This is a genomic window from Massilia yuzhufengensis (assembly GCF_900112225.1).
GTDB lineage: Bacteria > Pseudomonadota > Gammaproteobacteria > Burkholderiales > Burkholderiaceae_D > Telluria > Telluria yuzhufengensis.
On the sequence record NZ_FOLD01000003.1, the window covers coordinates 15,629 to 34,670 of the forward strand.

General features: G+C 67.1%; 12 protein-coding genes. 11 read left to right on the forward strand and 1 reads right to left on the reverse strand.

Going from position 1 to position 19,042, the window contains the following annotated elements:
- Positions 1 to 7: 7 nt before the first annotated feature.
- The 11 genes from xdhB (at position 8) to BM031_RS03700 (ending at position 18,515) form a co-directional block, all read left to right on the forward strand.
- Positions 8 to 2,341 carry a xanthine dehydrogenase molybdopterin binding subunit gene (gene xdhB / locus BM031_RS03650; protein ID WP_091871302.1) on the forward strand — a complete coding sequence of 778 codons (2,334 nt, stop codon included), beginning with the start codon at positions 8 to 10 and terminating at the stop codon, positions 2,339 to 2,341.
- Positions 2,341 to 3,405: a xanthine dehydrogenase accessory protein XdhC gene (gene xdhC, locus BM031_RS03655; RefSeq protein WP_091871305.1), complete on the forward strand. Its 1,065-nt coding sequence runs from the start codon at positions 2,341 to 2,343 to the stop codon at positions 3,403 to 3,405. The genes xdhB and xdhC overlap by 1 nt, the downstream gene beginning before the upstream one ends.
- The gene (gene guaD / locus BM031_RS03660; protein WP_091871307.1) at positions 3,405 to 4,709 is read left to right on the forward strand and encodes a guanine deaminase; all 1,305 of its coding nucleotides are present in this window, start codon (positions 3,405 to 3,407) and stop codon (positions 4,707 to 4,709) included. Before xdhC ends, guaD begins: the two co-directional genes overlap by 1 nt.
- Positions 4,710 to 4,831: 122 nt before the next feature.
- Complete coding sequence (locus tag BM031_RS03665; RefSeq protein WP_091871310.1) at positions 4,832 to 6,325, forward strand: amidohydrolase family protein; 1,494 nt, start codon at positions 4,832 to 4,834, stop codon at positions 6,323 to 6,325.
- A gap of 521 nt (positions 6,326 to 6,846) precedes the next feature.
- On the forward strand, positions 6,847 to 10,278 hold the full coding sequence (locus BM031_RS03670) for a TonB-dependent receptor (RefSeq protein ID WP_091871313.1): 3,432 nt from the start codon (positions 6,847 to 6,849) through the stop codon (positions 10,276 to 10,278).
- 172 nt (positions 10,279 to 10,450) lie between these two features.
- The gene (locus BM031_RS03675; protein ID WP_091871316.1) at positions 10,451 to 12,148 is read left to right on the forward strand and encodes a bifunctional metallophosphatase/5'-nucleotidase; all 1,698 of its coding nucleotides are present in this window, start codon (positions 10,451 to 10,453) and stop codon (positions 12,146 to 12,148) included.
- A gap of 22 nt (positions 12,149 to 12,170) precedes the next feature.
- Complete coding sequence (locus BM031_RS03680) at positions 12,171 to 13,232, forward strand: S1/P1 nuclease (RefSeq protein ID WP_091871788.1); 1,062 nt, start codon at positions 12,171 to 12,173, stop codon at positions 13,230 to 13,232.
- A 269-nt stretch (positions 13,233 to 13,501) separates the two neighbouring features.
- The gene (locus BM031_RS03685) at positions 13,502 to 13,876 is read left to right on the forward strand and encodes a BlaI/MecI/CopY family transcriptional regulator (protein ID WP_091871318.1); all 375 of its coding nucleotides are present in this window, start codon (positions 13,502 to 13,504) and stop codon (positions 13,874 to 13,876) included.
- A gap of 2 nt (positions 13,877 to 13,878) precedes the next feature.
- Complete coding sequence (locus tag BM031_RS03690) at positions 13,879 to 15,363, forward strand: M23/M56 family metallopeptidase (protein WP_177207646.1); 1,485 nt, start codon at positions 13,879 to 13,881, stop codon at positions 15,361 to 15,363.
- Positions 15,364 to 15,415: 52 nt separating this feature from the next.
- Positions 15,416 to 17,554 carry a TonB-dependent receptor plug domain-containing protein gene (locus BM031_RS03695; protein WP_091871323.1) on the forward strand — a complete coding sequence of 713 codons (2,139 nt, stop codon included), beginning with the start codon at positions 15,416 to 15,418 and terminating at the stop codon, positions 17,552 to 17,554.
- Between the two features lie 58 nt (positions 17,555 to 17,612).
- Entirely contained in the window at positions 17,613 to 18,515 is a 903-nt protein-coding gene (locus tag BM031_RS03700; RefSeq protein ID WP_229408511.1) for a MipA/OmpV family protein, read from the forward strand.
- A 38-nt stretch (positions 18,516 to 18,553) separates the two neighbouring features.
- Here BM031_RS03700 and BM031_RS03705 read toward each other — a convergent pair whose 3' ends face one another.
- Positions 18,554 to 18,913 (reverse strand): hypothetical protein, encoded by a 360-nt coding sequence (locus BM031_RS03705; RefSeq protein ID WP_091871329.1) that lies wholly within the window; start codon positions 18,911 to 18,913, stop codon positions 18,554 to 18,556.
- Positions 18,914 to 19,042 lie beyond the last annotated feature (129 nt).

Consider the following 19,042-nt stretch of genomic DNA (forward strand, 5'->3'; position numbering starts at 1 on the left):
AACGGACATGAACGACGCAGGCACACCTGCCCTCAACAAGGCCGACTGGCAAGAAGTCGGCCGCGCGCGGCCGCATGAATCGGCCGTGCTGCACGTGCTCGGCCAGGCCACCTATACCGACGATATTCCCGAGCTGGCGGGCACCCTGCATGCGGCGCTGGGATTGTCGAGCCGCGCCCACGCGCGCGTCAACAGCATCGACCTCGCGCCGGTACGCGCCAGCCGCGGCGTGGTCGCGGTGCTCACCGCCCAGGATATCCCGGGCCTGAACGACTGCGGGCCCATCATCCACGACGACCCGATCCTGGCCGATGGCCTGGTGCAGTATGTCGGCCAGCCGGTGTTCATCGTCGTCGCGGACAGCCACGACAATGCGCGCCGCGCCGCCAAGCTGGCGAAGGTGGACTATGAAGACCTGCCGGCCATCCTGACGCCGCAGGCGGCGCGCGCAGCGCAGTCCTATGTGCTGCCGCCGATGCGGCTCGCGCGCGGCGACGCGGAAGCCGCGTTCGCGACGGCCCCCTACCGGGTCAAGGGCGAACTCCACGTCGGCGGCCAGGAACAGTTCTACCTGGAAGGCCAGATCGCCTACGCGATTCCCGGCGAAGACCGCGGGATGCACGTCTACTGCTCGACCCAGCACCCGAGCGAAATGCAGCACGTGGTGGCGCACGCGCTCGGCCTGCATTCGCACCACGTGGTGGTCGAGTGCCGCCGCATGGGCGGCGGCTTCGGCGGCAAGGAATCGCAGTCGGCGCTGTGGGCGGCCGGCGCGGCGATCGCGGCCGCGCGCCTGCGCCGTCCGGTCAAGCTGCGCGCCGACCGCGACGACGACATGCTCGTCACCGGCAAGCGCCACTGCTTCCACTACCAGTACGAAGCCGGCTACGACCGCGAAGGCCGCATCGTGGCGGCCAAGGTCGACATGGTCACCCGCGCCGGCTATTCGGCCGACTTGTCCGGGCCGGTGGCCACGCGCGCCGTCTGCCACTTCGACAACACGTATTATTTGTCGGACGTCGAGATCCGCGCCGCCTGCGGCAAGACCAATACCCAGTCGAACACCGCCTTCCGCGGCTTCGGCGGGCCGCAGGGCGCGATCGCCATCGAGTACATCATCGACGAGATCGCGCGCGCGCTCGGCCGCGATGCGCTGGACATCCGCCGCCTGAACTTCTACGGCAGCAACCAGCGCAACGTCACCCCCTACGGCCAGGCCATCGTCGACAACGTCATCCACGAGCTGGTCGCCGAACTGGAAGAGAGCAGCGACTACCGCGCCCGGCGCGCCCGGATCGCTGAGTTCAACCGCACCAGCCCGGTGCTCAGGAAGGGGCTGGCGATCACGCCGGTGAAATTCGGCATCGCCTTCAACGTCACCCACCTGAACCAGGCCGGCGCGCTGGTGCACGTGTACGTGGACGGCTCGATCCTGGTCAACCATGGCGGCACCGAGATGGGGCAGGGCATCAATACCAAGGTGATGCAGGTGGTTGCGCACGAGCTGGGCGTGGACCTGGAACGGGTGCGCGCCACCGCCACCAATACCAGCAAGGTCGCCAACACCTCGGCCACCGCGGCCTCCACCGGCGCCGACCTGAACGGCAAGGCCGCCCAGGACGCCGCGCGCAAGATCCGCGACCGCCTGGCGGCCTTCGTCGCCGCGCAGTTCGGCGGCGACGCCTCGGAAGTCCGTTTCGCCGACGACACCGTGTTCGTGGCCGGGCAGGCGCTCCGCTTCGGCGAGGTGGTGGCCAAGGCGTATTTGGCCCGCGTGCAGCTGTGGTCCGACGGCTTCTATGCCACCCCGGGCCTGCACTGGGACCCGAAGACCATGAACGGCAACCCCTTCTCCTACTTCGCCTACGGCGCGGCGGTGTCGGAAGTGGTGGTCGATACCCTTACCGGCGAATGGAAGCTGGTGCGCGCCGACGCGCTGTACGACGCCGGCAACTCGCTGAACCCGGCGATCGACATCGGCCAGGTCGAAGGCGCCTTCATCCAGGGCATGGGCTGGCTGACCACCGAAGAGCTGTGGTGGAACCCGGCCGGCAAGTTAATGACCCACGCGCCCTCGACCTACAAGATTCCCGGCATCTCGGACTGCCCGCAAGACTTCCGCGTGCGCCTGTTCAAGAACCGCAACGTGGCCGACAGCATCCACCGCTCCAAGGCCGTGGGCGAGCCGCCGCTGCTGCTGCCGTTCTCGGTGTTCTTCGCCATCCGCGACGCGATTTCCAGCGTCGGCGGCCATCGGGTGAACCCGCCGCTGAACGCGCCGGCCACCTGCGAGGAAATCCTGCGTGCGATCGCGGCGGTCGAAGCGGCGCAGGGCGCGTGATGATCGAGGGCTTGCTTACGGCGCCACAGGGGCCGGCGGTGCTGGTGACGGTGGCCCGGGCCGAGGGCTCGGTGCCGCGCGAAGCGGGCGCACGGATGCTGGTGGCGCTTGATGCCTTCCACGGCACCATCGGCGGCGGCCACCTGGAGCACCGGGCGCTGGAGATTGCGCGCGCCATGCTGGCGGGCGGCGGCGAGGCGCATATCGAGCGGTTTCCCTTGGGGCCGAGTCTTGGCCAATGCTGCGGCGGAATCGCGTGGCTGGCGTTCGAGATGGCGGATCCGGCCCAGCTGGCGCTGCTGGAGACACGCCGCAATGAAGATACCTGGCGCGTGGTGTGCATAGGGTGGTCGGGCTCCCCGACCGCGCGTTCAACCAGCGCAAGCGCGGCCGAGATGCCGTCTTCAGCTGAACGCGCGGTCGGCGCAGCCGACCACCCTACGGGATTGTTCGACGCGAGCGGTCGCCAGCTTGCCGGCGGCGACTGCCCGGCCTTCGATCGCGCTGCCGGCACCCACGTGCTGGAAGAGGGCGGCCGGCGCTGGCTGGTCGACGCCGTGCTGGCCCCCCGTGCCCACCTGATGCTGTTCGGCGCCGGCCATGTCGGCGCCGCCATCGTGCGCGCGCTGGCCGAGCTGCCTTGCCGCGTGACCTGGGTGGACGAGCGCGACGACCTGTTCCCGGCGGTGCTGCCGGCCAACGCGACGGTGGAAGCGACCGACACGCCCGAGTCGCTTGTTGCAAACGCGGCACACGGCACCACCTTCCTGGTGATGACCCACAGCCACGCACTTGACCTGCGCCTGTCGCACGCGATACTGTCGCGCCCCGGCCACGACTGGTTCGGGCTGATCGGCTCCGAAACCAAGCGCCGCCAGTTCGAGCACCGCCTGCGCGAACGCGGCGTCGATAGCGCGCGCCTGGCCGAGATGGTCTGCCCGGTCGGCCTGCCCGGCATCGAGGGCAAGGCCCCGGCCGTGATCGCGGCCTCCGTGGCGGCCCAGCTGCTCTCCCTGTGGGAAGCGGCGGCCCGCCAACCTGATATTTCTCCGGAATTGAACTGATGTCCACCGCAACAACCACCATGCAGGCCTACCGTGCCAGCCTGCTGCATTTCCACGCCGACCCGGCCTTCAACGACGACGCCCATGCCTGGCACGAGGATGGCCTGCTGCTTATCGAAGATGGCCGCGTCAAGGCCGCGGGCGACTACGCGAAGCTGGCCTGCATGCTGCCGGACGGCGTGACGCCGGTCGACTACCGCGGCATGGTGATCACGCCCGGCTTCATCGACACCCACCTGCATTTCCCGCAGACCGACATGATCGCCTCGCCCAGCCCCGGCCTGCTGCCGTGGCTGGAGACCTACACCTTTCCCACGGAGCGCCGCTTCGAGGACCCGGCGCACGCGCGCTCGACCGCCGAATTCTTCCTCGACGAGCTGCTGCGCTGCGGAACCACCACCGCGGTTGTCTACTGCACCGTGCATCCGCAGTCGGTGGACGCCTTTTTTGAGGTGAGCGAAGCGCGCAACCTGCGCATGGTGGCCGGCAAGGTGCTGATGGACCGCCACTGCCCGGACTTCCTGCGCGACGTCGAAGGCGGCGTCGGCGACAGCGCCGCCCTGATCGAGAAGTGGCACAAGCGCGGCCGCCAGCTGTATGCGATCACCCCGCGCTTCGCTCCCACCTCGACCGACGCCCAGCTGCACGCCACCGGCGAACTGGCCGCCGCCTACCCGGACACCTTCATCCAGACCCACGTCTCGGAAAACAAGGACGAATGCAAGTGGGTGGGCGAGCTGCACCCGCAGGCGCGCAGCTACCTGGACGTGTACGAGCGCTTCGGCCTGATGCGCCCGCGCGCGCTGTTCGGCCACTGCATCTGGCTCGACGACGACGACTTCGCCCGCATGGCGCATACCGGGTCGGCGGCGGCCGTGTGCCCGACCTCCAACCTGTTCCTGGGCAGCGGCCTGTTCGACTTCGAGCGCGCCGACCGGGCCGGGGCGCTGCTCTCGCTGGGCACCGACGTCGGCGCCGGCACGTCGTTCTCGATGCTGCAGACCATGAACGAAGCCTACAAGGTGGCGCGCCTGAAGGGCAGCTATCTGAAGGCCGAGCGCATGTTCTACCTGGCCACCCTGGGCGCGGCGCGCGCGATGGGGCTGGAAGGCACGATCGGCAGCTTTGCACCGGGCGCGGAAGCGGACTTCATCGTGCTCGACCCGAAGGCGACGCCGCTGATGGCGCGCCGCACCGCGCAACTGGCGTCGCTCGAAGAGCTGCTGTTCGCGCTGGCGCTGCTGGGGGACGACCGCAGCATCAAGGCGACTTACTCGAACGGCAAACAGGTCCACGCACGGTAGGGTGGTCGGCGAAGCCGCCCACCCTACATAGCGATATTGCCAACACTTACCCAACCGTATAGAGTTGCGCGGTCAACCGCAGGCGCCTGCTTGCCATTCAACCGCACGAGAAAGCCCGATCCATGTACACCAAACTGACCGGCGGCGTCCTGCTCGCCCTGGCCGTCGCCGGCGCCCCGCAAGCCCTGGCCAAGGGCCCGGCATCGACCGCCAACGAGGCGGCCACCGCCCGCCATTACGCCAGCCTGATCGCCGGCGAGCCGAAGACCTCCGCGCTGACCCTGTTCTTCACCCAGATGCCCAAGGGCGGCGACCTGCACCACCATTATTCGGGGTCGGTCTATGCCGAGCAGTACGTCGACTTCCTCGACAAGCAGGGTTATTGCGTCAACAAGCAGACCTACCAGATCGAGACCCGCAAGGACGTGATCGAGGCCGAGCGCGCCAAGCCGGCCAAGGAGCGCAACTGCCTGTCGACCGCGGAAGTGTATGCCGACGACTACACCTACCGCGAGCTGCTGCAGCGCTGGTCCAACAAGGATTTCAGTAACCACGGTGCGGTCCAGCCGCCGCCGGACCGCCTGTTCTTCCAGACCTTCGGCTTCTTCGGCCCGGTCTCGAACGCGAACTTCCGCGAAGGCCTGCTGGAGCTCAAGAAACGCGCCATCGCCGAGAACGTCGGCTACATCGAGACCATGTTCAAGATGTCGCCTTTCGTGGTGAACAAGGACTTCGACACCCAGGCCTGGCAGAACGCCCATGACGACAAGGCCTTCGACGCCCAGATGGGCGCCTGGCTGGCGCTGCTGGACCAGGATGCCGGTTTCAAGAAGTCGACCGAAGACTTCGTGACGAAAATCCACGAGGCGGCCGAAGGCATCGACGACGAGCGCTTCACGATGCGCTACCAGACCTATGTGCTGCGCCTGCTGAACCCGTCGCAGGTGTTTTCCTCGATGGTGTCGGGCTTCCGCGCCGCGGCCATGAGCGACAAGATCGTGGGCGTGAATATCGTCGGCCAGGAAAGCACCATGGTCTCGATGCGCGACTACGCGCTGCACATGAAGATGTTCCGCTTCCTCAAGTCGCGCTACCCGCAAGTGAAGATCGCGATGCACGCGGGCGAGCTGGCGCTGGGCGACGTGCCGCCGGAAGGCCTGAAGTTCCACATCGACCAGGCCCTGGTGGTGGCCGGCGCCGACCGCATCGGCCACGGCATCGACCTGGCCCACGAGACCAATGCCCCGGCCATCATGGCGAAGATGCGCAAGGACGATATTCCGGTCGAGATCAACCTGACCTCGAACGCCTTCATCAACGGCATCGAAGGCGCGAACCACCCGGTGACCCTGTATCGTCAATACGGCGTGCCCTATGTGATTTCGACCGACGACGCCGGCGTGACCCGCCACACGCTGTCGAACGAATACGTCCTGTTCGCCAGCCGCTACAAGCCGGACTACGCGGAAATGAAGAAGACCTCGTACAACAGCATCCGCTATGCCTTCCTGCCGGTGGCGGAAAAACAACGCCTGACCCGCCAGCTCGATGCGCGTTTCGCCGCGTTTGAAGCGAAAATCGCCGCCCTGGCCAAGCTGGGGAAGTCCTCGCGCTAACACCACCACGGCATTCCGGCCATCGCGACGGAGTGCCGAACGGTTACAGACGCGCCATAAAGCCTTGGTCAAGCATCCTGGCGCGCTCCATTTTTGTGGCCATCCTGCTACAAAATTCCCCCTCCCTCCGCGACTTTCGTGAAATTTTTCTCATAAGCATTTCACTCAGGAACGCCCCCCGTATAATCCCGCCTGTGTTTTTTGCTTGGGAAACGCTGAATTTCTTTGTGTAATGACAAGGTGTGGACTTCATTTATACGCGGTTTGTATAAATAAGTAAGCCAAAACGAATTTGCCGGAATGTTAACGGTCATGCATATTGGACATTGATGTCCAGAAATTTGATTCCTTATACATGGCCGCGCCCTGTCACTTCCTTGTCATACCAGCACATTACAATCGCCGCCGACCGTCGGCAGACCTGCCAGCGTACCAAGCAGCAAGAAAAGATTGCAGTACTGTAAGAGATGGGCAACCGTCGGCTGCCCGTTATAACTATTAAGTTCAATTTGGGGTTATCAATGATCACTCATCAACAGATCCGGCTCACCAAGCTCGCGCTGGCTTTGTCGGTTGCGTTGGCTGCCGCGCCTGCCTTCGCACAGAACACCACCTCGGCTATCGGCGGCCGCATTTCGGCTCCGGACGGCAAGCCTGCCGTCGGCGCCCAGGTGCAGATCGTTCACGCTGAGTCCGGTTCTGTCAGCAATGTCGTCACCGACGCGGAAGGCCGTTATGTTGCACGCGGCCTGCGCGTGGGCGGTCCATACACGATCGTCATCACCAAGGACGGCGTCTCGGAGCGCCGCGAGAACGTGTTCATCGAGCTGGCTGAAACCGCCGCCATCGATGCCACCCTCGGCCAGAGCATGCAGACCGTGACCGTCACCGGTTCGGCTGCCCGTTCGGAGATCTTCTCGAACAACACGATGGGTTCGGTCACCGCCATCACCCGCGCCGACCTGGAAACCCAGGCATCGATCAACCGCAACCTGCAGGACTTCGCGCGTATCGATCCGCGCGTCTCGCAGACCGACAAGGACCGCGGCGAAATCTCGGTAGCCGGCCAGAACTCGCGCTACAACTCGATGACCATCGACGGCGTGGCCGTCAATGACACCTTCGGCCTGGAAGCCAACGGCAGCCCGACCGCACGCCAGCCGATCTCGATGGAAGCGATCGCCTCGGTGCAGGTCAACGTCGCCAACTACGACGTGACCCAGCGCGGTTATACCGGCGCCAACATCAACGCCGCGACCAAGTCGGGTACCAACGTGTACCACGGCGGCGCCTACTACGTGACCCGCGACGACCGCCTGGTCGGCGAGCGCTACAACCGCTCCACCGACAGCTACACCGACGCCCCTGCGTTCAAGGACAACACCAAGGGCCTGTGGGTCAGCGGCCCGCTGGTCAAGGACCGCCTGTTCTTCTTCGCCCTGGCCGAGAACTATGAAAGCAGCCGTAACGGCCCTGAGTTCGGCGCCATCGGCACCGGCACCGGCACCACGGTCGGCATCAGCCCGAACCAGATCAACCGCCTGAAGGACATCGCCCAGTCCCGCTACAACTTCGACCTCGGCAGCACCCAGGTGCCGGCCGGTACCAAGATGAAGTCGGAAGAGCGCATGATCAAGTTCGACTGGAACATCAGCGACGACCACCGCGCCAACCTGCGTTACTCGAAGACCTCGCAGAACGAGCCGATCTTCCCGGGCTTCTCGCAGAGCGGCGTGGCACTGAGCTCGCAGTTCTACAACCAGGACAAGACCATCGAGACCCTGGTGGGCCAGGTGTTCTCGGACTGGACCGAGAACCTGTCGACCGAATTCAAGATCTCGCAGCGCGACTATGACTCGGTGCCGATCAACGCGGCCAAGCTGCCGACCATGTCGTTCTCGTTCACCGGCGCGCTGCCGGCGGACGCACCGGCCGGCACCCGCACCGGCACCCGTTTCCTGAACACCGGTACCGAAAGCAGCCGCCACAACAACGTCCTGGGCACCAAGACCCTGGACCTGTACGCGGGCGCCAACTACCTGTGGGGCGACCATGAATTCAAGGTCGGCGCCGACTACACCCAGAACAAGGTGTACAACGCCTTCCTGCAGAACGTGTACGGCAACTACACCTTCCAGTGCGATAACAACTTCACCTATGGCGCCGTGCCGGGTGCATCGGCTGCCGGCGCCATCAACTGCGCCACCGCGACCGCGGCCCAGATCGATGCTGCGATCTACGAGAACTTCTCGCGCGGCCGTCCGTCGTCGTACACCGTGCAGCTGCCGGTCGCCGGCGGTTCGCTGAGCAACGCGATTGCCCAGTTCACGATGAAGAACACCGGCCTGTTCCTGCAGGATAACTGGAACGTCAACGACCGGCTGACCGTCAGCGCCGGCGTGCGCGTCGACATGACCAATGTCGACAACACCCCGCTGCGCAACGCCAACGTGGCCCTGCCTACCGTCGCCGGCAATGCCGCAACCTTCGCACGCCAGACCGGCGGCTACAGCCTCGACAACACCCGCACCTTCGACGGCAACAAGCTGTGGCAGCCGCGCGTCGGCTTCAACTACAAGTTCGACGCGGCGCGTCCGACCCAGCTGCGCGGCGGTTTCGGCCTGTTCCAGGGCGCTGCGGCGACCGTGTGGATGTCGAACCCGTTCTCGAACCCTGGCGTGGCTACCCGCACCATCACCTGCTCGGGTTCGGGCGCAACCCGCTGCCCGAACACCGACGGCCTGTTCACCCCGGACGTGAACGCACAGAAGACCGTGACCGGCTCGACCCCCGCGGTCAACGTCGACGTCCTGTCGCCAAGCCTGCGCCAGCCGTCGATCTGGAAAGCCAACCTGGCCTTCGAGCATGAGCTGCCGGTTGCAGGCCTGGTGTTCGGCGCCGAATTGCTGGCGACCGAGAACAAGGATGCGATCTTCTACCAGCACCTGAACCTGGGCGCACCGACCCGTACCGGTACCGATGGCCGCGCACTGTTCTACAGCGCCAACGGCCTGGCTGCGAACTGCTACACCTTCACCAACAACTCGGCCGGCGCGGCTACCGGTTGCCAGAACACCGCCAAGGCGCTGTCGAACCTGAGCTACGACCGCGTGCTGCAGGCACAGCGCACCGGCAAGGGCGACGCCCAGCTGGTGACCTTCTCGGTGACGAGCCCGACCCGCAAGGGCTTCGGCTGGTCGGTGGCCTACACCCACACCAACGCCAGCGAAGTCTCGCCGCTGACCTCGTCGACCTCGAACTCGAGCTGGTCGGGCCGTTCGGTGTTCAACCCGAACGAAGAAGTGGCCGCCAACTCGTCGTACCTGGTGAAAGAGCGTATCAATGCCCGCCTGTCGTGGGAAAAGCGCTTCTTCGGCGAATACCGCACCCGTCTGGGCGTGTTCTATGAAGGCCGTGAAGGCAAGCCATACAGCTGGACCTTCAACAACGACCTGAATGGCGACGGACTGGCCGGCAACGACCTGATGTACATCCCACGCGCCGAAGGTTCGGGCGACGTCGTGTTCTTCGGCGACACCGCTACCAACAAGGCCAACGAGTCGCGCTTCTGGGCTACCGTCAACGCCAACGAAGTCCTGCGCAATGCCAAGGGCGGCGTGGTTGGCCGTAACACGGACTTCTCGCCGTGGACCAACAGCATCGACCTGAAGATCACCCAGGAACTGCCGGGCTTCATGAAGAAGCACAAGGCCAGCTTCGCACTCGACATCCTCAACTTCGGCAACCTGCTGAACAAGAAGTGGGGCCGTATCGAGGAAGTGGGCTTCCAGTCCGCCGGTGCACAGGCGCGCAGCTTCGTCGACTACCTCGGCCTGGATGCACAGGGCCGCTACGTCTACGGCGTGCGTAACAACGTGGAAGACCTGGACGTTCGCCAAGCCAAGGGCGAATCGCAGTGGGCCATCCAGGCTACCCTCAAGTACGAGTTCTAAGCTCTGCGCTTGAAGGCATCCGCCTGATGTGAGGACGGCCGGTGGCGACACCGGCCGTTTTTTATTGGGTGAAGGCCTGCCCTTGCCGGCCCTGTAAAGATGGCCGGCCCTCAGGACCCCATGTGATAATGCGGCTGGCTCACGCGCTCCCGCCCTTGATCGAGACACTTCCATGACCATTTCCCTGCCTGCCCCGGCACCCCTTTCCCGCGCCGCGCTGGCCGTCGCCCTGGCCCTTGGCCTGGCCGGCTGCGCCGCCACCGCCGGCCGTGCGCCGGTAACGATCAACCTGGTTGCCATGAACGATTTCCATGGCAACCTCGAAGCGAGCCGCTACATCCCGACCGCGCCCGACGGCGCCAAGGGCCAGCCGATCCGCGCCGGCGGCGCCGAAGCGGTGGCCGCCGCGCTGCAGGCCTGGCGCAAGCAGGACCAGGACCTGATCTTCGTCGCCGCCGGCGACCTGGTGGGCGCCAGCCCGGCCATGTCCTCGCTGTGGGCTGACGAGCCGACCATCGAAGCGCTCAACATGCTGGGCCTGCACGCCAGCGCAGCCGGCAACCACGAATTCGATGCCGGCCGCAAGGAACTGCTGCGCCAGCAGCGCGGCGGCTGCGACTCGCCACGCCCGGCCAAGGCCTGCCAGATGGCGCCCAACTTCGGCGGCGCCAAGTTCACCTGGCTGGCCGCCAACGTGGTCGACAGCGCCACCGGCAAGCCCTTCATCCCGGCCTACCGCATCGAACAGAGCAGGGGCGTCAAGGTGGGCCTGGTGGGCGCGGTCCTGCAGGACACCCAGTCGGTGGTGATGGCCTCGGGTATCGCCGGCCTGACCTTCGGCGACGAAGCCGATGCGATCAACCGCGCAATTCCCGCGATGCGCGCCGAAGGCGCCGAGGTGATCGTGGTGCTGGTGCACGAAGGCGGCACCACCACGGACAACCCGATGACGCCAGGCTGCACCAACCTGAAAGGCCCGATCGTCGACATCGTCAAGAAGCTCGACCCGGCGGTGCGCCTGGTCGTCACCGGCCACACCCACCAGGGCTACCTGTGCAAGGTCGGCGATCGCACCGTGACCCAGGCGTCGTCCTACGGCCACCTGCTGACCCGCATCGCCATGACGGTGCAGCAGGGCGCACCGGGCAACGTGGCCGACATCAAGGTCGAGAACGTCCTGATGAAGGCGGGCGACTATCCTGCCGACGAGAAGATGGTGGCTTTTGTTGCCAAGGTCAAGGAAAGCAGCCGCGCGGCGCTGACCCGCCCGATCGCACGCCTGCCCGCGGCGCCCGTGCTGCGCAAGCAGAACGAGGCCGGCGAAGCGCCGCTCGGCAACCTGATCGCCGACGCCATCCTGGCCGCCACCCGCAACCTGGGCGTGCAGATCGGCTTCATGAACGAAGGCGGCATCCGCAAGGACCTGGAAGCCGGCGAAGGCAACGTGGCCGCCTTTGGCCAGACCCAGGCCGTGCTCCCGTTCGGGAATACGCTGGTGGCGATGGACCTGACCGGCGCCCAGATCCGCCAGCTGCTCGAGCAGCAGTGGCGTTCGGCCTCGAGCAATGGCTCGATGCTGCAGGTGTCGAACGGCTTCTCCTACACCTGGGACGCCAGGCGCCCGGTGGGCAGCCGCGTGACCGGCATGCGCCTGGACGGCAAGCCGCTGGCCGATACCACGACCTACCGCATCGTCGCCAATAACTTCCTGGCCGAAGGCGGCGACAACTTCCCGGAATTCGCCAAGGGGACCAATCGCCTCGAGACCGGCATGCTGGACCTCGACGCCTTCACCGACTACCTGCGCGCCAGCGAAGGGCAGGGCGCATCGCTCGCCCCGGCTGCCCCGCGCATCATCAAGGCCCAATAAGCCTGTTACAAAGAGGATGACCATGAAAAAACTGGCATGTGTACTCGCGCTGGCCAGCGCATTCGCATCGATGGACGCCGCCGCCTGGGGCCGCGACGGCCACAAGGCGGTCGGCGCCATCGCCGACAGGCTGCTCAAGGGCAGCGCCGCGCAACGGCAGATCCAGGCGCTGCTGCTGCCGGGCGAGACGCTCGAATCCATCGCCAACTGGGCCGACTGCGTCAAGGGTACGTACTGCGGCCCGCAGACCCCGGAGATGCTCGACTACGTCAACGGCAACCCGAAGCACAGCGAGTACCACTACACGGACGTGCCGTTCATGCTCGAGAAGTACCATGACCACGGCGTGGGCACGGCCGATGTCGACATCGTCCAGACCCTGAAGCAGTGCATCGCGGTCCTGCAGGGCAAGACCGACCCGGCGCTGAACCCGCACAAGTTCACCAAGCGCCAGGCCCTGATCCTGCTGGCCCACTTCGCCGGCGACATCCACCAGCCGCTGCATGTGGGGGCGGCGTTCGTCAGCAAGGACGGCAAGTTCGTGGCGCCCAGGACCCATGCCGAGGTCGACGAGGCCGCGATCTTCGATTCGCGCGGCGGCAACAACCTGCTGCTGGACGACGCCAGGATCACGTCGCTGGCCGACGGCCTGATCGGCCCGGGCGAAGCACGGCCGGTGCGCGAAGGCGTGCCGGCGGCGCTGACCAAGCCCTTCCACTCCTACTGGGACAGCACCGCGGTCGATTACGCCTTCCGCCGCATCAAGACCCGTACCCCGGACCAGTTCGCGGACGCGGCCATCGCCGCCAACCCGCAAGTGGCCAAGGCCAAGGGCGACCCGATCACCTGGCCCTACCAGTGGGCGGACGACGCGCTGGTGGTGGCCAAGCTGGCCTACGCCGATGTGGTGCCGGGCAAGCTCACGCCGCAGACCAGCAAGAAGGGCGAAACCTATTACACCTTCGCGCTGGAAGTGCCGGCCAATTATCCGGTGCCGAGTTCGGCGATTGCGAAGACCCAGCTGATCAAGGGCGGGTATAACCTGGCGGCGATTCTGCAGGCGATTTATCCGGAAAAGGGGTGAGTTTTCCTGTAGGACCGTTAGCTCGTTCTTCATTCGTTAACGTTTGATCCGTCATCCCGGCGCAGGCCGGGATCCAATGCCGCAGCACAGTGTGAACGTAACGCTATGCAGCGAACTTGGATCCCGGCCTTCGCCGGGATGACGTTTACACGGTAGTGGTGTAGTGAGCGCGGGGAGCTGTTCACCTTCCTTACCCACCACACCTAAGGCTTGCTCCAATGTGACACATGTCGTATCCTTGCGTCATCCGTCACACGCAGGAGCACGTCATGTCCATCCCCTCCGTCACCGAACTGACGTTGCTGAAATGCCTGTGGCGCCAGCACCCCCTGTCGGCCCGTGAGCTCCACGACCAGGCCGCGCAGGAGCTGCACTGGTCCTACTCTTCCACCCGCAAGACCCTCGAGCGGATGGTGGAAAAAGGCATGGTCGAGATCCAGTCCGTGCACGGCGTGAACGTGTACGCGGCGGCGCTGGACAAGATCGGGACGCTGGCCGCGTTCGCGCGCGACTTCGGGCAGCGCATCATGGAGATGGACCAGCCGCTGCCTGTCAACATGTTCACCGGCTCGAAGCTGGTCACCGATGCCGAACTGGCCGAGCTGGAGCAGCTGCTGCACGATTGGCCCGGGTCGAAGGAATGAGCATGGCCACCTCCAGCTTCCCGCTCATCTTCCTGCAGGCCGGCATCAGCGCCGTCCTCGCCTGCGCCGTCGCCTGGAGCCTGTTGCGCCTGGCGCGCCGCGCCTTCCCCGGCCTGGACGCGCGCCGTACGCCGTGGCTGCTGGCCAAGCTGGCCGGCGCCGCCGTGCTGGTGCTGGTGATGCTGCCCGGTTCGGCCAGATGGAGCCTGTTCGCCAGCGCGCCCGAGGCGCTCGTCGCCGGATTCGCCGCGCCCCTGGCCGCAGGCAGCCTTGGCGGCGCGCTCCCGTACGGGGCCGCCGAGCCGGCCGCCGGCGACGCGCTGGCGGCGCTTGCCTGGCTGTGGCTGGCGATCTACGTGGCCGGCGCCGGTGCGCATGTCCTGCGCTGGGCGCGCATGCGGCGCGCGCTGCGCGCGCTCCTGCTGGCGGCCGAGCCCCTCGACGGGCCGGCCCTGCGCGCGCACCCGGCGCTCGGCGCGCGTCGCCGCGGCCTGCCGCCGGTGCTGGAGATCGATGCCCCGGTGTCGCCGATGCTCGCCGGCCTGTTCCAGCCGGTCCTGCTGCTGCCCACCCACATGCGCGCACTGCCGCCTGCGCAACAGCGCTTGATCGTCGCGCATGAACTGATGCACCTGCGCCGCCGCGATCATTTGTGGCAGCATGCGGGCGCGCTGCTGCAGGCGCTGCTCTGGTTCGTGCCCTTCGCCCACGGTTTCCAGCAGCGCCTGCAATGGGCGATGGAACTCGGGTGCGACCGTGCGGTGCTGGCGGGCCGCCCGGACAGCGAACGCCGCGACTATGCGGCCGCCTTGCTGGCGCAACTGGCGGTGCTGGCGAAGGGCCTGGCGACGGCGCACACGGCGCGCAGCGCGCTGCCTTTCGGTGTGGGCGGCGCGCAGGACGTGGCCGCGCGCATCCGCCTGATTCGCGAGGCCCGGCCGGCGCCCAGGTTCAGCGCGGCGAGCCTGCTTTCCCTGCTGCTCCTGCCGGGCTTGTGCGGCGCCAGCGTGCTGCTGCAGCCGCAGTTCGCATGGCGCGAGTCGGGCGACGAAGCGCCCGTGGCGGGCGATGCACCGGCCGGCTGGCAGGCGCCGCTGGCCCAGCTGCGCGTCACGGGCGAATACGGCGAGATCAACCGGCCGGGCGGCAGGCCGCACAGGGGCATGGATTTCGGCGCCGCGCGCGGCACCGCCGTACTGACGCCGGCCGCAGGCAGGGTGAGCATCTCCACCGACCGCTACGAGGGCGGCGCCCGCTATGGCAAGGTGGTGGTCATCGAGCACGCCGAGGGCACGCGCACGCTGTATGCGCACCTCGACCAGCGCCTGGTGCGGGCCGGCGACAGCGTGCGTGCCGGGCAGCCCATCGCCCTGTCGGGCGCCACCGGCAAAGTCACCGGCCCGCACCTGCACTTCGAAGTGTCGCGCAAAGGCGCGCCGATCGACCCCCAGCTGGTGCTGGGAGGCGCGCTGGCCCAGCGGCGCTGAGGCAGGCCGCCCCGCACGCGCTTCTCCGTTCACCCCTTCTCCCGGAATCCCCATGCGACTCATCCGAACCGGCAGCGCCGGCGCGCTGCTGCTGGCAGCGCACGTGCCTGCGTTTGCCCAATCCGCGGCTGCACCGGTACAGCAGGTCGTCGTCAGCGCCGCCGCCAACGGGCGCGAACGATCGATCACCACCGCCATCGTCGTCGGGCGCGACGAGATCCTGCGCCAGGGCGACGCCACGCTGGCCGAGGTGTTGAAGCGCCAACCCGGCGTCACCATCGACGCAACCCCCGGCAAGCCGGCGGCGATCCGCATGCGCGGCATGGGTGGCGGCTATGTGGCGATCCTGCTCAACGGCCTGCCGGCGCCGGGCGACTTTTCGCTCGAGTCGATCAGCCCGGACCTGGTGGAACGCATCGAGATCCAGCGCGCCGCTACCGCGGAAACCAGCAGCCAGGCCATGGCCGGCACCATCAACGTGATCCTGCGCCGCGCCGGCGCCGCAAAGGGCGCCGCTGCGAGCGACATCAAGCTCGGAAGCGCCTTCGCGCGCGGCCGCGTGGCGCCGCAACTGGTGGCCCAGCACAGCGGGCGCGAGGGAGCGCTGGCCTATTCGCTGACGGCGACCCTCAGGCGCCACGAGAACCCGATCGCCGCCCTCACCACCGAGGAAGGGCTGGAACCGGCGCTGCTGCGCCGCACCGCCTGGACCGACCACCAGGTGGAAGACCTGCTGGAACTGGCGCCGCGCCTGTCGTGGCAAGCCACGAGCGCCGATTCCATCACCTCCCAGAGCTACCTGCGCAAGCGCCGCATCGATAACCTCAAGCGCGAGCGCGAGCGCACCGACATTGGCCCCCCGACCGCTTTCCCGCACGCCGTGCACACCTACCAGACCGCGCCCCTGAACGCCTATGCCGACCTGGCCTGGACCCGCAAGCTCGACGCCGGCGCGCGCCTGGCGGCCAGGCTGTCGGGTTTCTACACGACGCGCGACGCCGATTTCGACTACCGCGGCCTGGACCCGGCCGACCGGCTGCTCGAACTGCACCGCGTCGCTTCCGGTCCGACCGAGCGCGAATGGACCTTCAGTGGCAGCTGGCGCCGGCCCTGGAGGAACAATCATGCGCTGGCCGCCGGCTGGGAGTTTGGCCGCAAGGGACGCCATGAATACCGGCGCGAGCGCCAGACCGACGCCGGCGGCGCACTGCTGCGCGCCAGCGATGAGCACTACCGCGCCACGGTCGCGCGCAGCGCCCTGTTCATCCAGGACGAGTGGGACATCGACGCCGCCTGGTCGGCCTACGTCGGCCTGCGCCGCGAAGACCTGCATACGACCGGGCAGGGCAACGCCGCCGCGCCGGTCGATGTCGATGCGGGCGCCTGGAGCCCGATCTTCCAGGCGCTGTTCAAGCCGCAGCGCCTTGACGGCGATACCGGTCCGCGCGACCAGTTCCGCCTGGCGGCCAGCCGCACCTACAAGGCGCCGAACATCATCCAGCTGATGCCGCGCCGCTACACGGTCGACAATAACAACAACGCCACCAACCCGGACCAGCAGGGCAACCCGGCGCTGCGTCCGGAACTGGCCTTCGGCATCGACCTGGCGTGGGAACGCTATACGGGCAAGGACGGCATGGTGAGCGTGAGCGCCTTCCACAAGCGCATCCACGACATCACGCTGGTGCGCCTCGACCAGCGCGATGGCGCCTGGACCGCGATACCGGACAACCAGGGCAGCGCCACCGTCTACGGCATCGAGCTGGAAGGCCGGACCACGCGCGGCCCGTTCGCGGCGCGCATGCACCTGGCGCGCAACTGGTCGCGCATCGACAGCGTGCCGGGGCCCGACAATCGCATCGAAGGCCAGGCTGCGTGGAGCGGCAGTATCGGGCTGGATGTCGCATCGCCCGCCAGGCGCATCGAGCTGGGTGGCAGTTTCACTTATCGGGGAGCGCTCGCCCATCGCTCGAGCGCGGTGCTCTCGAGCGACAGCGGCCCTGGTCGCCAGCTCGACCTGTACGCGCTATGGAAGCGCGATGCGCAGTCGCGCCTGCGGCTGTCGGTAGCCGACCTGCTGCACCAGGATGTGCGCGAACGCCTGCTCTACGCCTGCCGCAACCCGCTGGCACGCACGACGCTCTACAGCCGGCGGCCGGTCTGGCGCCTGATGTGGGAACAATCCCTGTGAACAGGGTGCCGTAGAAAGGAACCCGCGTGGACGTGCGCGGCGCGCATCCAGGACGGTCTTGGTTAGAATCCGGCTCACCACCGATTCCTTCCTGTCCACCATGACCATCCTTCCCAAGGCCGCCTGCGCCGCCTGTCTTATCGTTTCCACGGCGGCCAGCGCCCAGTCCGGTTCCGAGCGCAATCTTCCGCTGTGGGAGTTGGGCCTCGGCGCGGCCGCCCTGTCCACCCCTTCCTATCCGGGCGCGGACGAGCGCGAATCGCGCCTGCTGGTCTTCCCCAACATCGTCTACCGCGGCGAGGTCCTGCGCGCCGACCGCTCCGGGGTCAACGCGCGCCTGTTCCGCAGCGAACGGGTGGAACTCGACGTGGGTTTTGCCGGCGCGCTGCCATCGGACTCGGACGACGTCGACGAGCGCTCCGGCATGCCCGACCTGGGTCCGCTGGTGGAATTCGGCCCGCGCCTGAAGATCCGGTTGGCCGACCTGGGCGAGCGGCGCCGGCTGCGCGCGGAAATCCCGCTGCGCGCCGTGATCGAGGCGCGCGGCGGCTTGCACGGCCGCGGCTACACCTTCGAGCCGCGCCTGGCCTATGAGATGGCCGGCGAACGCGGCGTGTGGACGCTGGAGGGCAACGTGTCGGCGGTGTGGGGCGACCGCAGGATCAACCGCCACTTCTACGAGGTGGCGCCGCAGTACGCGACAGCCTCGCGCCCGGCCTACGCCGCCGACGGCGGCCTGCTGGCGACGCGCCTCGGCCTGTTCGGCTCGCGCCGCATCGATGCGGACCTGCGGGTATTCGGCTATGTGCGTTTCGAGAGCTACCAGGGCGCGGCAAATCGCGACAGCCCGCTGCACGTGAAGGACAGCGGAGTGTCGGGTGGGGTAGGGGTGATGTGGACGTTCAAACGATCGAGCCGCCCGGCCAGCGGCCGGGAGCCGGTCGATCCGGCGGGCATGTAAGCACCGGGCGGCGCAAGGCGCGCCCGGCCTGTCACATCTTACTTGCCGCTGTCCTTGGCATCCTTGTGCGCGGACTTCTTGTCATGCTTGGCCTGGGACTTGGTGGCCTTGTCGGTCTTGTCAGCCTTGTCCGCAGCCGATGCCGGCACCGCAGGCGTAGCCGGGATCGCCGGCGAAGCTGCGGTGGTCGCGGTCGCGCCGGTGCCGCCAGTCGTGGCGTCGATGCTGGCCGCAGCCTCGACGGTCGGCATCGCGGGCGTTGCCGGAAGCGCCGGGGTAGCGGCGGTGGCTGGAACAGCAGGGGTAGCCGGGGTGGCAGGGACAGCAGGGGTGGCGGTCTGGGCGAATGCCGAGGTAGCGGACAGAGCGACGATCAGGGTAGCAAGTGCTTTTTTCATGTGATGAATCCTTTTCTGGGTTCTGGCGTACGTTTATTCGTGTCACCTCGACATGAAACGGCCCCCGCCTACGCCCTGTTGACCCGGCTTACAAACCCTTACGGTAGTCACATTTACTAACAAACACGG